The 18,595-nt window shown below is 64.7% G+C and carries 15 protein-coding genes; 10 read left to right on the forward strand and 5 right to left on the reverse strand.

Features of this window, described 5'->3' with window-relative positions; translation table 11 throughout:
- Positions 1-35 precede the first annotated feature (35 nt).
- The 3 genes from OUZ49_RS01970 to pip all read left to right on the forward strand — a co-directional run bounded on the left by OUZ49_RS01970 (position 36) and on the right by pip (position 3,662).
- On the forward strand, positions 36-1,418 hold the full coding sequence (locus OUZ49_RS01970) for an FAD-binding oxidoreductase (protein ID WP_266148248.1): 1,383 nt from the start codon (positions 36-38) through the stop codon (positions 1,416-1,418).
- A 143-nt stretch (positions 1,419-1,561) separates the two neighbouring features.
- The gene (locus OUZ49_RS01975) at positions 1,562-2,593 is read left to right on the forward strand and encodes a YncE family protein (RefSeq protein WP_266148249.1); all 1,032 of its coding nucleotides are present in this window, start codon (positions 1,562-1,564) and stop codon (positions 2,591-2,593) included.
- A gap of 112 nt (positions 2,594-2,705) precedes the next feature.
- Entirely contained in the window at positions 2,706-3,662 is a 957-nt protein-coding gene (gene pip / locus OUZ49_RS01980; RefSeq protein ID WP_266148250.1) for a prolyl aminopeptidase, read from the forward strand.
- A 60-nt stretch (positions 3,663-3,722) separates the two neighbouring features.
- On the opposite strand, the gene OUZ49_RS01985 is transcribed toward pip, so the two are convergent.
- The 5 genes from OUZ49_RS01985 to OUZ49_RS02005 form a co-directional block, all read right to left on the reverse strand.
- The gene (locus OUZ49_RS01985) at positions 3,723-5,489 is read right to left on the reverse strand and encodes an EAL domain-containing protein (protein ID WP_266148251.1); all 1,767 of its coding nucleotides are present in this window, start codon (positions 5,487-5,489) and stop codon (positions 3,723-3,725) included.
- A 52-nt stretch (positions 5,490-5,541) separates the two neighbouring features.
- A complete protein-coding gene (locus OUZ49_RS01990) occupies positions 5,542-7,188 on the reverse strand; it encodes a methyl-accepting chemotaxis protein (RefSeq protein WP_266148252.1) in 1,647 nt (548 codons plus the stop codon).
- A gap of 248 nt (positions 7,189-7,436) precedes the next feature.
- Positions 7,437-8,078 (reverse strand): uracil phosphoribosyltransferase, encoded by a 642-nt coding sequence (gene upp, locus OUZ49_RS01995; RefSeq protein WP_266148253.1) that lies wholly within the window; start codon positions 8,076-8,078, stop codon positions 7,437-7,439.
- A 102-nt stretch (positions 8,079-8,180) separates the two neighbouring features.
- Complete coding sequence (locus tag OUZ49_RS02000) at positions 8,181-8,534, reverse strand: PsiF family protein (protein WP_266148254.1); 354 nt, start codon at positions 8,532-8,534, stop codon at positions 8,181-8,183.
- 158 nt (positions 8,535-8,692) lie between these two features.
- Entirely contained in the window at positions 8,693-10,195 is a 1,503-nt protein-coding gene (locus tag OUZ49_RS02005; protein ID WP_266148255.1) for an aminotransferase class III-fold pyridoxal phosphate-dependent enzyme, read from the reverse strand.
- Between the two features lie 284 nt (positions 10,196-10,479).
- On the opposite strand from OUZ49_RS02005, the gene OUZ49_RS02010 reads away from it, so the two are divergent.
- The 7 genes from OUZ49_RS02010 to tgt all read left to right on the forward strand — a co-directional run bounded on the left by OUZ49_RS02010 (position 10,480) and on the right by tgt (position 18,410).
- Complete coding sequence (locus tag OUZ49_RS02010; protein WP_266148256.1) at positions 10,480-11,394, forward strand: ABC transporter ATP-binding protein; 915 nt, start codon at positions 10,480-10,482, stop codon at positions 11,392-11,394.
- Positions 11,394-12,191: an ABC transporter permease gene (locus tag OUZ49_RS02015; RefSeq protein ID WP_266148257.1), complete on the forward strand. Its 798-nt coding sequence runs from the start codon at positions 11,394-11,396 to the stop codon at positions 12,189-12,191. The genes OUZ49_RS02010 and OUZ49_RS02015 overlap by 1 nt, the downstream gene beginning before the upstream one ends.
- Before the next feature lie 45 nt (positions 12,192-12,236).
- Entirely contained in the window at positions 12,237-13,445 is a 1,209-nt protein-coding gene (locus tag OUZ49_RS02020) for a sensor histidine kinase (RefSeq protein ID WP_266148258.1), read from the forward strand.
- Between the two features lie 193 nt (positions 13,446-13,638).
- Positions 13,639-14,241: a response regulator transcription factor gene (locus OUZ49_RS02025; protein WP_266148260.1), complete on the forward strand. Its 603-nt coding sequence runs from the start codon at positions 13,639-13,641 to the stop codon at positions 14,239-14,241.
- A 332-nt stretch (positions 14,242-14,573) separates the two neighbouring features.
- Positions 14,574-15,797, forward strand: a complete 1,224-nt coding sequence (locus tag OUZ49_RS02030) for a DUF3142 domain-containing protein (protein ID WP_266148261.1) — start codon at positions 14,574-14,576, stop codon at positions 15,795-15,797.
- A 126-nt stretch (positions 15,798-15,923) separates the two neighbouring features.
- The gene (queA, locus tag OUZ49_RS02035) at positions 15,924-16,955 is read left to right on the forward strand and encodes a tRNA preQ1(34) S-adenosylmethionine ribosyltransferase-isomerase QueA (RefSeq protein WP_266148263.1); all 1,032 of its coding nucleotides are present in this window, start codon (positions 15,924-15,926) and stop codon (positions 16,953-16,955) included.
- Between the two features lie 327 nt (positions 16,956-17,282).
- Positions 17,283-18,410 (forward strand): tRNA guanosine(34) transglycosylase Tgt, encoded by a 1,128-nt coding sequence (tgt, locus tag OUZ49_RS02040; RefSeq protein WP_266148264.1) that lies wholly within the window; start codon positions 17,283-17,285, stop codon positions 18,408-18,410.
- The last annotated feature ends 185 nt before the right edge of the window (positions 18,411-18,595 follow it).

The following is an 18,595-nucleotide window of genomic DNA, read 5'->3' on the forward strand; positions in this document are numbered from 1 at the left end:
GCTGGCAGGCTGGGCGGGTTACCCAGGAACCTTCCATGACCGACGCCCGCCTGGCCGATCTTGCCGATCGACTGCCCCACCTGCGACTGCTGACCGACCCGTCCGATCTCGAGCACTACGGCCGCGACTGGACCCGTCGCTGGACACCCGCCCCGCTGGCCATCGCCTTGCCGGCCGAGGTGGCCGAGGTGCAGGCCATCGTGCGCTGGGCCAACGAGCACGGCGTGGCGGTGGTGCCATCGGGTGGCCGAACCGGCCTGTCTGGCGGCGCCGTGGCGGCCAACGGCGAGCTGGTGCTGAGCCTGGAACGGATGAATCGGGTGCTCGCCTTCGACGCGGTCGATCGCACCCTCAGTGTGCAGGCCGGCATGACCCTGCATGCCGTCCACGAGGCGGCGCGGGAGCATGGCCTGGTTTATCCGGTGGATTTCGCCGCGCGCGGTTCATGCTCGATCGGCGGCAATATCGCCACCAATGCCGGCGGCATCCGCGTGATCCGTTACGGCAATACGCGCGAGTGGATCGCCGGGCTGACCGTGGTGGCCGGCAATGGCGAACTGCTGCAGCTCAATCGCGGCCTGATCAAGAATTCCAGCGGCTATGACCTGCGGCAACTGCTGATCGGGTCGGAGGGCACGCTGGGCGTGGTGGTCGAAGCGACCTTGCGACTGACCGACCCGCCGCCGCCGTCGCAAGTGATGCTGCTGGCCTTGCCGAACATGGAAGCCTTGATGGAGGTGTTCGCGCTGTTCCGTGCACGCCTGTCGCTGCAGGCCTTCGAGTTCTTTACCGATGTCGCGCTGAGTCATGTGCTGGCGCATGGTGCGCAGCGCGCCATCGAGGGCGATCACCCTTACTACGTGGTCACGGAATTCGATGCCGACGAAGCGGCCCAGGACGCCGCGTTGGCCGCCTTCGAACTGGGCATGGAGCGTGGCTGGATCAGCGATGGCGTGATCGCCCAGAGCGACGCCCAGGCGGCAGCGCTATGGCGTCTGCGCGAAGGCATTACCGAAAGCCTGGCGCCGCATCGTCCGTACAAGAACGACATCTCGCTGCGCATCAGCGCATTGCCGGCCTTCCTGCATGAGATCCAGGGCCTGCTGGGGCGCGAATACCCGCACTTCGAGGTGGTGTGGTTTGGTCACATCGGCGATGGCAACCTGCACATCAACGTGCTGCGCCCGGCGGATTTGTCCGACGCGGATTTCATTGCCCAGTGCGAGCACGTCACCAAGCTGCTGGCGGAGACCTTGCAGCGCCACGGCGGCAGCATCTCCGCCGAGCACGGCATTGGCCTGGTCAAGCGGGCCTACCTGGGAAGCACGCGCAGCGAGGCGGAAATTGCGCTGATGCGCGGGGTGCGGCAGGTGTTTGACCCGAACGGCATTCTTAATCCGGGCAAGCTGTTCAGTTGAGGGGTGCTGGGATAACAGTGTGCGAGAAGTCGCAATTACAGCCCTTTCCGGAAGCTTGCTTGCCGAGACTTTGAACTGGCACTAAGCCAGCCCTAAGCCCTTCGTAGCATGCTATGGGAACTTCACCGCCGATGGGTCTGATCATGCAACGACATCTCCGCAGCGCGCTGGCCGCGACACTGTTTGTGTTCTGCGCCTCCCACGCCGTGGCTGCGCCAAAGCCCGCCGATTTCCAAGTGTTGTCGCGCCTGCAGCTCGGCGGCCCCGGCGGCTGGGATTATCTGAATTTCGACGCCGTCCGCCGGCACCTTTTCGTCACCCGCGGCGATCGCGTGCTGGTGGTCGACGTGGACAAGAACAAGCTTTATGCCGCGATTCCCGACACCCAGGGCGTGCATGGCGTGGCCATCGCCCAGGACCTGAAGCGCGGTTACACCAGCAATGGCAAGAACGCCTCGGTGACCGTGTTCGACCTGGACACGCTGGCCACCGTGGCCACGGTGACCGGCACGGGCGAGAAGCCCGATGCCATCCTCTACGATCCCGCTTCGAAGCATGTGCTCACCTTCAACGGCAAGAGCAATTCGGTCAGCGTGATCGATACCAAGAGCAATACGGTGGTCGGCACGATTCCGCTGGCCGGCAAGCCCGAGTTCGCGGCGACCGATGAGTCAGGGCACGTCTACGTGAACATTGAAGATCGCGCCGAGCTGGTGCAGATCGACACCAAGACCAATACCGTGCTCGCCAGCTGGCCGCTGGGTTCATGCCAGTCGCCCAGCGGTCTGGCCATCGACACCAAGAAGCATCGCCTGTTCTCGGTCTGCGACAACCAGCAGATGGCCGTGGTCGATGCGCGCAGTGGGCGTGTGGTCGCCATCGTGCCGATCGGGGAGGGTCCGGACGCCGTGGTGTTCGACCGCGGCACCTCGACCGTCTTTAGCTCCAACGGCGAGAGCGGCACCATCACCGCGGTGCACCAGGACGATGCGGACCACTACAGCGTGACCGCGACCATTCCGACCCAGCCCAGCGCACGCACGCTCACGCTCGATCCGAAGCTGCACCGCCTGTACCTGTCGGCGGCCCAGTTCGCGGCGCCTGCCGCCCCGGGTGGCGGCAAGCCGGCAATGGTTCCGGAAAGCTTCACTGTGTTGACGGTGGGCAGCCCGTAAGTCCCGCGTCTTCGGCAAGAGGACGACGGGCGCACGCCACCGGCACCGGTTCCGTGGTGCCGGTGGCGTGCTAGCCTAATCCGCCGTCCCCGTTTTACCGAGGAGATTGAGCATGCCGCAGGCACTTCGTTCGCTGTATCCCGAGATCGAGCCGTACGACAGCGGCATGCTCAAGGTGTCGGATCTGCATACGCTGTATTACGAGCAGAGCGGCAATCCGAACGGCAAGCCGGTGGTGTTTCTGCACGGCGGACCCGGTGGTGGCACGAATCCGAAATGTCGCCGCTTTTTCGATCCGGCGGTCTACCGCATCGTGCTGTTCGACCAGCGTGGCTGCGGCAAGTCCACGCCACACGCCGAGCTGACCGACAACACCACTTGGCATCTGGTCAACGATATCGAGCGCGTCCGCTCGCATCTCGGCATCGATCGCTGGCAGGTGTTCGGCGGTTCATGGGGTTCGACGCTGGCGCTCGCCTATGCACAGACCCATCCCGATCGCGTGACCGAACTGGTCCTGCGCGGCATCTTCATGCTGCGCCGCTGGGAGCTGGAATGGTTCTACCAGAAGGGTTGTGATGCGCTTTATCCGGACGCGTGGGAGTCCTTCCTGCATGCGATTCCGGAGGCTGAGCGGGGCGACCTGATGAGTGCGTATCATCGCCGCCTGATCAGCACCGACCCCCAGGTGCGAGTGAACGCAGCGCGAGCCTGGTCGGTCTGGGAGGGCGCCACCAGCTACCTGTGGCAGGACACCTCGCATATCGAGTCCAGTGGCGAAGACGAATTTGCGCTGGCCTTTGCGCGCATCGAATGCCATTACTTCGTGCACGGCGGCTTCTTCGAGCACGATGACCAGCTGCTGCGCAATGTCGATCGCATACGCAAGATTCCCGCGGTGATCGTGCAGGGCCGCTACGACGTGGTGTGCCCGATGCGTAGTGCATGGGACCTGCATCGCGCCTGGCCGGAAGCGGACCTGCGCATCGTGCAGGACGCCGGCCATTCGGCGTTCGAGCCCGGCAATATCTCGGCGCTGGTCGAGGCCACGGATCGTTTCGGCCGCTGATGCGGCAAGCCGCCTGGTTTGCCCTGCCAGCCTCGAGCGGAGACGGTCGGGGGTGATTGCTTACGGCGCCGCCGCAGCCAACGGTGGCGTCACGCGCGCGAGCACATGCAGGCCCACGTTTGAGCGTTTCGCCTGCCGCTTGGCGCGTGCAGCAAAGGCTGCGATGGACTGCGCGCGCTGTGGCAGCGGCGGCGACAGCTGCACTGCGCCCATGACCACCGTGGTGAACGGAAAGAACTGCGGCATGCCGCGACGATCCTTGCCGCGCAGTCCGCCGCGCACTATGTCGACCTCGTCGAACAGGTGGGGCGAGCGCGAGTTGAAGGCCTCGATGACGCAGTGGCAGCGCGCCGCCCAATCCTCACTCTGGAACAGCACCACGAAATCGTCGCCGCCGATATGTCCCACGAAGTCGAGCGCGGGATCGACATGCTCACTGAGCAGGCTCGACAGCAGCCGGATCATCTCGTCGCCACGCGAGTAGCCGTAGTGATCATTGAAGGGCTTGAAGTCCGTCAAGTCCACATGCACGACCACGAAGCGCTCGCTACCGCCGAGCAGCCGCTCCAGATGTTCGGTGGTGGGGATATTGCCGGGCAGAAACGTCAAGGGATTGGCATGCCTGGCGGCGTCGATGCGCAGCTCGCTCACGCGCCGCACCAGGGCTTCGCCGGTGCCGAGCCCGCGGTACTGGCCATCGCTGGTGACGATGAAGCCGTCGCTCAGATAGCGTTGATCCTCACCGCGCAGGACGTCGGCGAGGCTTTCCAGGCTGCGGTGCTCATCGCACACCAGCGGTGCCGCATTCATCAGAGCCGTACACGATTTGCGCGCCAGCAGCTCGCGGGCAAAAGGTTGCGCCATGCGTTCGTTGACCAGGCGACGGTTGATCAGGCCAATGGGATGGCCGTCCTTCACCACGGCCACGGCGTGCAGCTCCGGGTGGACCACAAACAGCGCCATCACCTCGTCGTTGGTCTGTCGCGGATGCACCGATGGTGCCTCCATCAGCAGGTGACGCACCTGGGTCGGGCGCTGTGTCACCGGGCCACGTGGCCGGGGCGGCACCGTCACGGAAGGCATGCGCAGAATCCTTTGCGCTTCGTCGCTGGCCTCGCTCACCGGCTCGGCGATGGGTTTGCCGATCAGGAAGCCCTGTGCGTAGGGGATGCCGAGTTCGCGCAGCAGGCGCAGATCGGCGGGATCCTCCACGCCCTCGGCGACCAGGTCGGTGCCCAGCGTTTCGGCGACCTGGCAGAGCGCGCGCACGATGGCCAACCGTCCCGCGCTGCGTGACAGGCCATGGATGAGGTAGCGGTCGATCTTGACGACGTCCGGATGGATCTCGTTCCACATCTCGAAGCTGGAGTGGCCATTGCCGAAATCGTCGAGCGCAATACGCATGCCATGCGCACGCAGATAACCCAAGGCATGCGCCAGGCGGGCAGGGCTTTCCACGACGTCGCGTTCAGTCACTTCGATGGTGATGCGCGCCGGGTCCATGCCGCTACCGGTAAGGGCGAACAACACCTCGTCGGGGCGCGAGGCATCGTGCAGGATCGCCTGGGCGCTGAGGTTGACCAGGATGCGGCCATCCCCGGGGTGAGTGGCGAAGGTGCGGCAAATCGTGCGCGCCGCGTGCAGCTCGATGTCCGCCAGTCGCCCCTCCATGCGCGCAAGATCCAGCAGATCGAGGATGGAGAAGTTGCCAGGCATGAAGGCGCAACGACTGAGTCCCTCGTGCGCGACGACTTCCAAGGTGTCGAGGCGCACCAGCGGCTGGAATACCGGAGTAAGACTTCCTGCCGCGAGTGCGCGCTCGAGCATGTGGTGTCGGGAGTTAGGGCGAAGAGGAATGGCTGACATGCATGGCTTGGACTCAGGCCGCCGCAGAGACCTGATAGGAGCGCTTCAATGCGGGTGGGGGCGGCGCCTCATGCGCCGGCTCATGGGAACCTTCCACGGCATCGGGAAGTCGGAAGAAGGCCACCTGGCGCATCAAGGCCTCGGCGTCCGTACTGAGTGCGCGGCCCGTCATATTGATGTCGTCGACCAGGCCGGCGTTCGCCTGCGTGACCTGGTCCATGTCGAGCACGCTGCGATTGACCTGGGCGACGCCGGTGACCTGCGCCTGGCTGGCAGCGGAAATCTGCGAAACCAGGCCCGATACACGCGCCATGCTTTCCACGATGCCGTTCAGCGCCTCGCCGGAAAGCGCGACATGTGACCGCGCCACGTCGACGGCTTCGGTGCTGTTGTTGACCAGGCGGCGGATATCCTTGCCCGCCTCGACGCAGCGCCGCGCGAGCAAGCGCACTTCGTTAGCCACGACGGCGAAGCCGCGGCCGCGCTCGCCGGCCTGCGCCGCCTCGATGGCAGCATTGAGCGAGAGCAAGTTGGTCTGGAAGGCGATGCTGTCGACCAGGTCGACGATCTCGGTAATGCCACGGCTGGCTTGCTGAATGGCGTGCATGGAGCCCAGTGCTTCGCCGGCCACACGACGTCCCTGTTCCACATGCATCAGCGCCTCGCGTGCCGCATGTGCAGCGCCATCGGCGTGGTCGGCGCCTTGTATGGCCTTGCTCGCCATGTGTTCCATCGAGGCGGTGGTCTGTTCCAGGCTGGCCGCTTGCGCCTGAGTGCGCTGGCTCAACGCCTGGTTGTCACGCGACAGGCGATGCGCGCGCTCGTCCACCGAATGTGCGCTGGCGCGCACCTGCGTCAACACGCGCGTGAGCTGTTCGTCCATCGAGGCCAGGGCCCGCAGCAGCTTGCCCAGTTCGTCATGCAGGCCGACGTCGAAGGGTTCGCCGAGCGTGCCGGCGGCAATGCGCTGCGCAATGTCGGTAGCCAGGTTCAGGCGCTTCATCAGGCTACGCATCAGGGTGCCATCGAGCACGATGGTGGAAAGCAGGGCCATGACGAGCAGGGCAAACAGCAGGGTCATGCCTTGGCGATCGGCCTGGCGTTGCGTCTGCACCTGGCTATTGCCCTTGGCCAGTGCGGCCTGGAACAGGTTGGCGAAGTCGCTTTGCAGTGGTTCGTAGGCCGGTTGGACTTCCGTGCTGAGTTTCAGCGCGCCGATGTCGAACTGGCCGGCATCGAGCAGGGTCAGCGTTTCGTCGATGGCGCGATCGGCCTCGGCACGATGCACCTCGGTCAGCTTCAACGTCTGGGCCTGTTCCTGCGCCAGCTCGCTGGTAAGCAGCTGCTTCCAATGACGCTCCGCATCGACGCGGTCGGCGTGAATGCGGGTATGCGCATCGTCGACGGCAGAGGGTAGTTGGGACAACACCGCATGCACCAAGGCCTGCAGGCTGCTGTTGTAGTCGTTCTGCACGCGGCCGACGTCGGCGACCGGACTGAGCGAACCTTGCACCAGCCCCTCGATGCGCGTATCGGCGCGACGCAGCTGCACGATGCCTGCGGCGCACGTCAGCGCGAGCAATCCGAGGATGGAGAGCAGGCGCAGCAATAGACGCTTGCGCAGCGTCAGCATGGGAATCCACTTGGTCAGCTTGAGCATGGGATGTCTGGAGGTGAGAAGACTGCAAGAGCTATCGGCTCACCACGCAGTTACTTTAGCTAAAAGTGCAATTTAATCTTGCAGAATCAATCATTTATTGTTGTTCTGGTGGGCGGAACAGTGCATGCAAGATGGCATGGCAAGATGTCGCCCCGATGACTTTCGTGCTGCATTCCTCATTCCCAAAAAAATGAAAAGCCCCGCTGCGGCCAGGCGGGGCTGTGTGGTGTATCGCGGAGGCGCTGCGCTTACGCGGTGGGCAGCTGCTTGGTGCCGAAGATCTTGTCACCCGCATCGCCGAGGCCGGGCAGGATGTAGCCGTGCTCGTTCAAGCGTTCGTCAATCGCGGCCGTATAGATCTCAATATCGGGATGGGCGGCTTCGATGCGCTTCAGTCCTTCGGGAGCGGCCACCAGGAACAGTCCCTTGATGCGTTTGCAGCCGGCCGCCTTGAGCATGTCGACGGTGGCGACCAGGGTGCCGGCGGTGGCCAGCATGGGGTCGACGATCAGGGCTATGCGCTCATCCATGCGGCCGGTGAGCTTTTCGTAATAGGTGATCGGCTTGAGTGTTTCCTCGTCGCGCTGCAGGCCGACCACGCTGACCTTCGCCGCCGGGATCAGGTCGAGCACACCGGGCAGCATGCCCAGCCCTGCACGCAGGATCGGCACGATGGTGATCTTTTTGCCCTTGATCCGATGCACGGTCAACGGCCCGGCCCAGCCCTCGATGACCTGCTCAATCGTTTCCAGATCCTTGGTGGCCTCGTAAGTGAGCAGGGCCGCCACCTCGGACGCGAGCTCCCGAAACTCCTTGGTACTGCTGCCGGCACGGCGCATCAGGCCGAGCTTGTGCTGGATGAGGGGGTGGCGGACTTCGACGATTTTCATGGGGGAGTGTCCCAGGGGGCTGGCGCGATTGTGGCCTACGCCCGCTGCCGCGCACAAAAAAGGTGCCGGCCTGGGCCGGCACCTTCGTCGTCTACGGCTGCATCAATGCGCCGCAGGGGCAGCGTCGCCCTTGAGGCAGGTGCTCATGAACTGCTTGCGGGCGTCGCCCTTGAGCGACTTGGCCTGCGGATCGGCGTTACACGCCTTCATCTTCTCCTGCTGCGTCTGCTTGGCGGCGGGAGCGGCCGGGCTTTCGCCCTTGAGGCAACTGCTCATGAAGGCTTTGCGCTCGTCGCCGGTCTTGCCTGTCGCTTGCTTGTTGCAGTCGGTCATGCGCTGCTGCTGCGAGTTCTTGGCGGGTGCGCTGCCGGCGGCAGCCTGCGGTGCGGCAACGGCAGTGGAAGCGGCAAAGGCCAGCGCGAGGCTGGCGACCATCAGGCTTATACGCGAAGACATGCGAATACCCTCCTGGAAGACCGGCGAGTGCCGGTGACGCAAGTCTATGCCTGCTGCTACTTCCAGCGGGAGGGGCGTCGCAAGGGAGTGTACGGCGGCGATTCATCCTGCGGCGCGCTGGAGTTCAGCCGCGCCGCAGGTCAATCAGGGTGGGCAGCTCAGGCCGCCTCGGCCTCGGTCTTGAGCTTGCGCGGACCTTGCAGCAAGGCCTGGCGCACGTGCGCGATCACCAGGTCCACCTCGGCACTGGTCACCAGGAAGTGCGGGGTGAAGCGCAGTGAATTGGTACCGCCATGGATCACGCCCACGCCGCGCACGCGCATGTATTCCTCGATGGAGTCCGCGCCGTAGCACTTGAACTCCGGTGACAGCTCGCAGGAGAACAACAGGCCGGTACCCTGGACCTTGGTGATGAGACCGCCGAGTTCGTTCTTCAGCAGGTTGAGCTTGTCGACGAATTCACGGCCACGTTCGCTGATGTTGCGCCGTACCTCGTCGGACATCTCGCCGAGCGTGGCAAGGGCCACGTCCAGCGCACGCGGGTTGGCCGTCATGGTGTTGCCGTAGATGCCCTTGCGGTACAGGTTGGCGGTGCGCTCGCTCACGGCCAGCACCGACAGCGGATATTGGCCGGCGTTGAGTGCCTTGGAGAAGGTCTCCATGTCGGGCGGGGTCAGCTTTTCGAAGCCCGGATAATCGGTCAGCGAAAGCACGCCGTGGGCACGCAGACCGGCCTGGATGGAGTCGACCAGCAGCAGCGAGCCGTGTGCTTCGGTGAGCGCGCGCGCCTTCTGGTAGAACTCGGGCGTCACGGCACGACCCGGATCGCCTTCGCCCATCACCGGCTCCAGGAACATCGCTTCGATGAACCAGCCATGCTTGTCCGCATCGGCAAACACCGCCTCGAGCTGCGCGATGTCGTATGGCTGGATGGTCAGCAGCGTGTCTTCATTGCGGTAGCTGGCGAGGTGCTGCAGATAGGTCTTGCGGGTGGAATCGGAGTACAGCGCCGGTTTGTCGGTACGGCCGTGGAACGCCCCCTTTACCGCCAGGCGCTTGATCGTACGGCCAGCATGACGCGCACCGGGATCGGTCATCAACTTGGCATTGACGTCCGCGATACGGCAGGCCAGGCCCACCGACTCCGAACCGGAGTTGAGGCACAGGTAGCGCGTATACGGATTGCTGCCACGGTTGCGGCCCAGCTCGCGATCCATGGCGCGGGTGAACTGCATCTGCGAGACGCTCGGCGTCATCACGTTGGCCATCACCTGGGGACGCGCCAGCGCGGCGTCGACGGCCGCGTGGTTGTGGCCCAGGCCGAGCATGCCGTAACCGCCGTTGTCGTGGATCACTGCACCCTTGAGGCTGATCACCCAGGGGCCGCGTGCGGCTGCCGGCAGGTAGTGATTGATGGCGTCGTCGGGATAGAAATTGACGAACTCGGCCTGCGTCTTGGTGATCTGTTCGGCTTCGTCCAGCTTGAGGAAGTCACCCAGCTCGGCACGCAGTTCGCGATGGCGCGCGACGGCCTCGTCGATCGCCTGTACCAGCTGTGGATGGCTGGCCGCGAAACGCTCGATGGTGGCGTCGTCCAAACCGGTGGTCTGCGGAGCGCCGCCGAATTCGCGCAGTTCGCGCAGCTGATTGATAACACCCATGGGTACCTCCTCAAAGTCGACGTGCTTGCCGTCCCGCTGGCATGCACGCCGACGCGTCTGTGAATGCATGTGGGAACGCATGAATCTGCGGCGTTGCCCGAGCCTGCAAAGGCTTTGTCGCACTGCGTTTCATCGGGGATGTGGCAATGCAACCGCCACCTGAGCATAACGCGGCCCAGTCGCCTCCGGTACCCCGTGTGACGCTTGTCACCTCGCTCGGCTGACGCTGGCGACTGCGTGCAAACCCTTGTCGCGCCTAGCATGGCGGGCAAGGAGGAGGGCCCATGAAACAGCACGCCACAGCCGTCGCCAGCCTGGTTGGAGCGGTCAAGAATTACGGTTCCTTAACGGCGCTGGATGGCCTGGACCTCATGCTGCATCGCGGCGAACTACTGGCCTTGCTGGGTCCCAACGGTGCCGGCAAGAGCACCGCAATAGGCTTGTTGCTGGGCTTGATCCGCGCTGATGCCGGGCGTGTCGAACTATTCGGTGAAGAGCCGCAAAGCCTGCGTGCACGCCGACGGGTCGGGGTGATGCTGCAATCGGCCTCGCTGCCACAGACCTTGCGTGTGGGTGAGTTGTTGCGGCTCACCATGAGTTATTACCCGTCGCCGCGCACGTTGGATGATTGCGCGAACCTGGCTGGCATCACCGACCTTCTGTTGAGGCCTTACGCCAAACTGTCCGGCGGGCAACAACGTCGCGTGCAGTTCGCGATGGCCTTATGCGGACGACCTGAGTTGCTGTTCCTCGATGAACCGACGGTTGGCATGGATATCGAGGCGCGGCAGAGGTTATGGACGGCCATACGCGGTCTGGTGGCCGAAGGTTGTGCCGTGGTGTTGACCACGCATTATCTCGAGGAAGCCGAAGCGCTGGCGCAACGCGTCGTCGTGCTGGCCAAAGGGCGCGTCATCAGCGAAGGCAGCGTGGATGCGTTGCGCTCGCGCGTGTCGCTGACGCGCATTCGGTGCATTACGGACCTGGATGAAGTGGCCGTGGCGCGTTGGGCAAACGTGGCCTCGGTCGAGCGCGAGCAACGCTATCTGCAAATTTGCACCGACGCACCGGAAAACCTGCTGCGCCGCCTGCTGGATGCCGATCCCGCCGTGACCGAGCTGGAAGTGCGGCGCGCTGGCCTGGCCGAGGCGTTTACCGAACTCACCCGCGAAACGACCACGACGCAGGAGGCCGCGTGATGGCTACCGTTGATGCAGGTTCCACCGGCTTGATCGACGCCGGCGAGATGCCATGGCGCCGCCTGCTTGCAGCCTATGTCGCCGAAGCACGCAGTGAGTGCCTGCGCTATCTGCGGGCGCCGGGCTTCCTGTTGCCGGTGACCTTGTTTCCCACCATGTTCTACCTGCTGTTTGGCATCGTGATGAATCGCGGTGGGCACGCCGACATCGCGCGCTACCTGCTTGCCAGCTACAGCGTGTTTGGCGTGATGAGTCCAGGCCTGTTCGGTTTTGGCGTGTCATTGGCGATCGAGCGCGACAACGGTCTGCTCACGCTCAAGCGCGCCCTGCCGATGCCGCCAGGCGCGTACCTGCTGGGCAAGATGCTGATGGCGATGCTGGCGGCGGGGGCGGTCGTCATGCTGCTGCTGGCCCTGGCCATGGGCCTGGCGCAGGTGAGCGTGGCCCCAGGGCAGGCGGGCCAGCTGCTTTTGACCGGGATGCTTGGCGTCTTGCCGTTCTGCGCGATGGGCATGTTTATCGGGACGCTGGTGAAGGGGCAGGGCGCGCCGGGCGTGCTCAACCTGATCTACCTGCCGATGTCCTTCCTCTCCGGCCTGTGGGTTCCCCTGTCGATGTTGCCGGCCACGTTGCAGCACATCGCGCCGATATGGCCCAGCGCGCATCTGCAGGCACTCGCCCTTGCCGCCATGGGTCTGTCGCGGGCGGCCAGCGCCTGGCCGCATGTGCTCGTACTGGGTGCTTATGCGGCAGTCTTTCTGCTGCTGGCGGCGCGGCGCCTGCGGCGCCACGGTTGAAGTAGCATGCAGCCCCAGAGGCAGACACCACGGGGAGTGGATGAAATGCGCCAGACGATACGCGCCTGGTTGACCCCCGCACCGGATTCGCCGGTGGCCCACGCCATGCGCCAGGGCAAATCGCCCTGGACCAATGCGGTGCACTTGCTGTGGTCCCTGTGGGTCTTCGTCACTCCGTTGTTCGACGGATTCACCACGCGCTGGGTCGTGCTGACCCTGATCAGCTATCCGGTCTTCCTGCTGCTGTACTTCAAATGCTTTGTGTCATCGAGGCGGGTCAACTATCGGTACGCCTTGATGCTGGTGGCGATGGGACTTGGCTTGATGCCCTGGTACCCCAGTGCGCTGAGCTATTTCGTGTATGGCTGCGTGATGCTGCAGGGCAGCCGCCTGAGCCTGCGCACCTACATGGTGGTCCTGCTCGGGCTCAACATCGTCTGCCTGTTGGAGGCCTGGTTATGCCACTACCCGTGGCAGGCCGTGGTGTGGATTCCGCTGACGACGTTCACGATCGGTCTGGTTATCAACGCCGAGCGCATCAGCAGCAGCAAGGACGCCGAGCTGCGCCTCTCGCATGATGAGGTACGTCGCCTGGCCGCCACGGCCGAGCGCGAACGCATCGGTCGCGACCTGCACGACCTGCTTGGGCATACCCTGTCACTCATCACCTTGAAGCTGGAGCTATCGCGCAAATTGTTCGATCGCGACAGCGAAGCCGCGCGACGCGAAATGGAGGAGGCGGAAAAGGTCGCCCGCCATGCGCTGGCCGAAGTGCGCGCCGCGGTGAGCGGCATACGCGCCACCGATCTTGCGGCCGAGCTGGCGTCGGCACGCCTGCTGCTGGAATCTTCCGCGGTCGCCCTGGACAGCGATGTGCTGCCGCCGTCGTTGCCGGTCGATGTGGAGCGTGGTCTGGCGCTGATCCTGCGCGAGGCGGTCACCAATATTGCGCGGCATGCCGGGGCCACGCGTGCGCGCGTGTCGATTGCCGTGGTGGACCGCGTCTTGCGTCTGTGTGTTGAGGATAACGGTCGCGGCGGTGTCAGCAGCAGCGGCAACGGGCTTAACGGCATGCGCGAGCGGGTCTGCGCGTTGGGCGGTTCGCTGGAGGTTGATTCGCCGCCGGGTCACGGAACGCGTCTGCATATTCATGTGCCGTTGCGCATCCGCGCGAATCCATGGGACGGCGAAGGCGCCGAAGACAACGCGGCGGATACGACGCCGCTGCCACCTTTGGAGCGACGTGCCGTATGACGACGATGTGTAAATCGTGCACGGCCCGGCTGCCGCGTCTTGCGCGCGTCAACGCCGTAACAGTAAGCACGATAACTTCAAGTGACAGGGGCACGACCGCTATGCAGACGAGCGACCACGCCAAGGGCGTCTTCTCCACCCATGGGCTGGACGCCGGCCGCGTTGCGGGCGCGGCGCGCACAAGGCGCAGCGCATGATCCGTGTCTTGTTGGCCGAAGATCAGGCGATGGTGCGTGGCGCGCTGTCGGCCCTGCTCAATCTCGAGACGGATATCGAGGTACTGGGCTCGGCGGCCGATGGCGAGGCGGCGTGGCGCGAAGTACAGCGCCTTAAGCCCGACGTCCTGGTTACCGATATTGAGATGCCTGGCTTGACCGGACTGGAGCTGGCGCAGCGCATCCAGCGCCATGAACTGCCGATCAAGGTGGTCATCGTGACCACGTTCGCGCGCCCGGGCTTCCTGCGTCGCGCGCTGGACGCCGGTGTGTCCGGCTATCTGCTGAAGGACGCACCGGCGGAGAACCTGGCCGAGGCGTTGCGCATGGTGCATCGGGGCGGCCGCGCCATCGACCCGCAACTGGCGCTGGAGGCCTGGTCGGAAGCCGACCCGCTCAACGACCGCGAGCGCCAGGTGCTGCGCCTGGCGGGGGAAGGACAATCGGCCAACGATATCGCCAGCCAGCTCAATCTCTCGCATGGCACGGTGCGCAACTACCTTTCCGAGGCCATCGGCAAGCTGGGCGCAAGCAACCGGATCGAGGCGTACCGTCTTGCCCGCCAGAAAGGCTGGCTTTAGGGATGCTCTGATCCATTCAATGAGGGTGTCACCGGTTCTGTCTGCCCGCAGGTGTGTGCTGCGTCGGCGACGGCAGGCAGGCTGCCTGTCGAGTCGGCGCGGCGCGCAGCTGCGGGCAGACAGAACCGGCCCTTCGGGTGATGTCCAGAAAGCCCGCAGGCCGCGGTGCGCGGCTTGCCCAGGCAGCCAGCCTGCGCTGCGCCCCGCCCCGCACCCCGCGAACTTTCTGGACATCATGCCACCCTCATTGAATAGATCAGAGCATCCCTGCAGTAGCCAGGCGGCTTGCATTGCGTTGCAATGGGCGACAGCTGGTCTGCGCGAGCACAGCTTTGTCATCACGGATCACACGCCTGCTTTGCCGTCTGCCCTGGTCCCTGGCGGGCGTGGTCGTGTTCGCTGCTGCCCTCGCGGCCTGTTCCGGTCGCAAGGTCGCGCTTTCCAACGATGCCTATGTTTGGCAACGGCAATGGACGCCATCGCTGACCCAGGCTGTTCGTCAAAGCAACGATGTGGTGACGGAGTGGCGGGTGCTCGCCGGCCAGCTGGACGAGCAAGGAAACTGGCGGACGTTCTCGCCCGACTGGGTGGCGCTTGCAGCCACCGGCAAGCCCGTCGTTTCCGTTGTGCGCATCGAAGCACAGCTTGCGCCATGGGACGACGCCACGCTGCTCGCCGAGATTCAGCCCCTGCTGGATGCCTGGCGTGGGCATGGCTTGACGCTTGCCGGGGTGGAGATTGATTGCGATTGCGCTACCGAGCGGTTGCCAGCCTACGCGGAGTTTCTGGCTGCGTTGCGTGCCCGCATGAAACCGGGCGAGCGCCTGTCGATTACGGCATCGCCTTCCTGGTTGGGCAGTACGGCATTGGACGGCGTGCTGGCACAGGCAGACGAGGCCGTTCTACAGGTGCATGCCGTGCAGTCGCCACGGGCAGGTCTGTTCAATCCTTCGACGGCCCGCGCCTCGATGGCCGACTTCGCCAGTCGCACGCACAAGCCGTGGCGCGTGGCCTTGCCGACTTACGGCATGCGCGGGAGCGTGGACGAGCAGGGGCGAATCACCACCATCGAGAGTGAGCAGTCGACCTGGGTGGCCGGTGCGAGTGCCAGCGAGCTGTTCGCCGATCCGCAGGCGATGCAGCGGTTCGTGGCCGCGATGGAGTCTGACGCGCCACGTGGTCTGGCGGGCATTGCCTGGTTCCGTCTGCCCACGGACGACGACCGCCGGGCCTGGAGCCTGGCTACCTGGCGCGCGGTGCTGGCCCGGCTACCGCTGAAGGCGTCGCTGCTGGGCGTGGCACGCTCCAAGGGCGGTAGCGCCTTGCAGGATCTGGTCTTGATCAATACGGGCAATGCCGATGTGTCATTACCCTTGCTGGTGCGGGTGAATGCCGCCTGCGACACCGCCGACGGCATCAACGGTTACACCTTGCTGCGCACGGCTCGCGGCCTGTTTCTGCAGCGTACGCAGGGCGGCCTGCTGCGCGCGGGCCATCAGCTGAACATCGGCTGGTTGCGTTGCGGGCGTGGTACGGCGGCGCTCCATATCGAGTAAGCGATGCGTCGCGGCACCTGCGATCTGGCGTGGTGGATGCGCCACCAGCCTACGGTCCGCGGCCGGGCGTGGCCGTCCAAAGCGGATTTTGCGCGATAATGTCCTATTCGACGCACAAGCCCCGCCGTGAAGAAGACCGATTTCGATTTTGAACTGCCGCCCGAGCTGATCGCCCAGGCGCCACTGGCCGAGCGCTCGGCCAGTCGCCTGTTGGTGCTCGATGTGGAAGCACAGACGCGCCAGGACCGCCTGTTCCGCGAGCTGCCTGCATTCCTGCGCGAAGGCGACCTGCTCGTGTTCAACGACACGCGCGTGTTGCCGGCGCGGCTGCATGGGCGCAAGGAAACCGGCGGCGCGGTCGAGATCCTGATCGAGCGTGTCACCGGCACGCACGAAGCCACGGTGCAATTGGGTGTCAGCAAAAAGCCGAAGGAAGGTGGCCGCATCGAGCTGGCGGATGGCAGTCATGCCGTGGTGCTGGGTCGCGACGGGGCTTTCTTCCGGCTGCGCTTCGAATCGCCCGATCCGCTTGAGCGCTTGTTGCTCCGGCTCGGCGAAATGCCGCTGCCGCCGTACATCGAGCGGCACGCCGACGATAGCGATCTGGAACGTTATCAGACGGTGTTCGCGCGCGAGCCCGGTGCCGTCGCTGCACCTACCGCAGGCCTGCATTTCGATGAGGCCATGCTGTCGCTACTGCGCGAACGCGGCATCCAGTTTGGCTATGTCACCTTGCATGTGGGGGCCGGTACGTTCCAGCCGATCCGCGCGGACGACATCAAGGATCACCAGATGCACCGAGAATGGCTGAATGTGGGTGCCAGCCTGGTGGAGCAGATTCGCCGCACGCGTGCTGCAGGTGGCCGGGTGATTGCTGTGGGTACCACCGTGGTTCGAGCGCTTGAAAGCGCGAGCCGCGATGGCGAGCTTCAGCCTTTCGCCGGCGAAACGCAGATCTTCATCTTCCCGGGCTATCGCTTCACCAGCATCGACGGCCTGCTCACCAATTTTCATTTGCCGCAGTCGACCCTGTTGATGCTGGTTTCCGCGTTGGCAGGGCGTGATTTCATGCTGGGCTCGTATCGCCATGCGGTGGAGCAGCGGTACCGGTTTTTCTCATACGGCGACGCGATGTTGATACTGCCGCCGGGCGGCTAGTTCGCGCCTGGCTAGTCATGCCAGTGGCCTTCGACGGCCGAAGGGCTGGTTACGGTGGCGCGCGCGGAACGCCTGTCTAACCCTCGCCGTAAGCCGTCCTGCAGCCCTCACCCTCATATACCCCCTCACCGTCATCCCTGCGAAAGCAGGGATCCAGTGCCTTTGGCCTTTTGAGCTGGCGCCGCCGCCGGTGAACCAGGTCGCCGAAACCCTGAGCCAAGGCGAAAGTCGCTGGATCCCTGCGTTCGCAGGGATGACGAGCTAATGAGGCAAAGCCCCAAAGCGCCCCAAAAGCACGAATCCCCCGAACACGCGATAATCCCCCCAATGACTTCCATGACTTTCGAACTTCAGGCCACCGACGGGTCGGCCCGGCGCGGCCGCCTCACGTTTGACCGCGGCACGGTGGAGACACCGGCCTTCATGCCGGTAGGTACGTATGGTTCGGTGAAGGCGATGACGCCGCGGGACATCCGCGAGATCGGCGCCGAGATCATCCTGGGCAACACCTTCCACTTGTTCCTGCGACCGGGGCTGGAGGTGGTGGAGCAGTTTGGCGGCCTGCACAAGTTCATCGGCTGGGACAAGCCGATCCTGACCGATTCGGGCGGCTTCCAGGTGTTCTCGCTGGCGCACAAGCGCAAGATCACGGAAGAGGGTGTGGCGTTCGCCTCGCCGGTCGACGGTTCCAAGGTGTTCCTGTCGCCGGAAGAGTCGATGCGGATCCAGAAGGTGCTGGATTCGGATATCGCGATGATTTTCGACGAGTGCACGCCGTATCCGGCCACCGAGAAGGTGGCATCCACTTCGATGGATCTGAGCCTGCGCTGGGCCGAGCGTTCGCGGCGGGCATTCGATGACCAGAAGAATCCGAATGCTTTGTTCGGCATCGTGCAGGGCAGCGTGTACGAGAACCTGCGTCGCCGTTCCGCCGAGGGCCTGGTCCAGATCGGCTTTGACGGCTACGCCGTGGGCGGCCTCGCCGTGGGCGAGCCGGAAGCGGAGCGCAACCACACGCTGGACTTCACCGTGCCGCTGCTGCCGCAAGACAAACCGCGCTACCTGATGGGGGTGGGGCGGCCGGAGGACCTGGTGGAGGCGGTGCATCGCGGCATCGACATGTTCGACTGCGTGATGCCGACCCGCAATGCCCGCAACGGCTTCCTGTTCGTCGCCGAGGGCACCTTGCGCATCCGCAACGCCAAGTACGCCCAGGACACCCGGGTGATCGAGGAAGGCTGCGACTGCTACGCCTGCAGCAACGGCTTCAGCCGGGCCTACCTGCGACATCTTGACCGCTGCAACGAGATCCTCGGCAGCCAGCTGGCCACCATGCACAACCTGCGGCACTACCAGCGATTGATGGCCGGGCTGCGCGAGGCGATTGCCGCGGGTCGTCTGAACGACTTCGTGGCGGCGTTCTATGCCCGTCGACAGGGTGCCGTGATCGCCTGAGGCTGCCCCCCTTTCCAGCTCGGCGGTCGGGAGCCGTCGGGATGAGGGAAAGGGGGTTTGCCCAGGAACCAACGCCAGCCTTCCACGGTCCAGCCCCTTGGAAACCGTCCTCCCCGCCGCCAGAACCAGTGGCGGGAGGGCCTTGCGGCGCATGCAGGGTCCAGGGGCGCGTGGCATAATCCACG

This window comes from Dyella halodurans (assembly GCF_026283925.1).
Taxonomy (GTDB): domain Bacteria; phylum Pseudomonadota; class Gammaproteobacteria; order Xanthomonadales; family Rhodanobacteraceae; genus Dyella; species Dyella halodurans.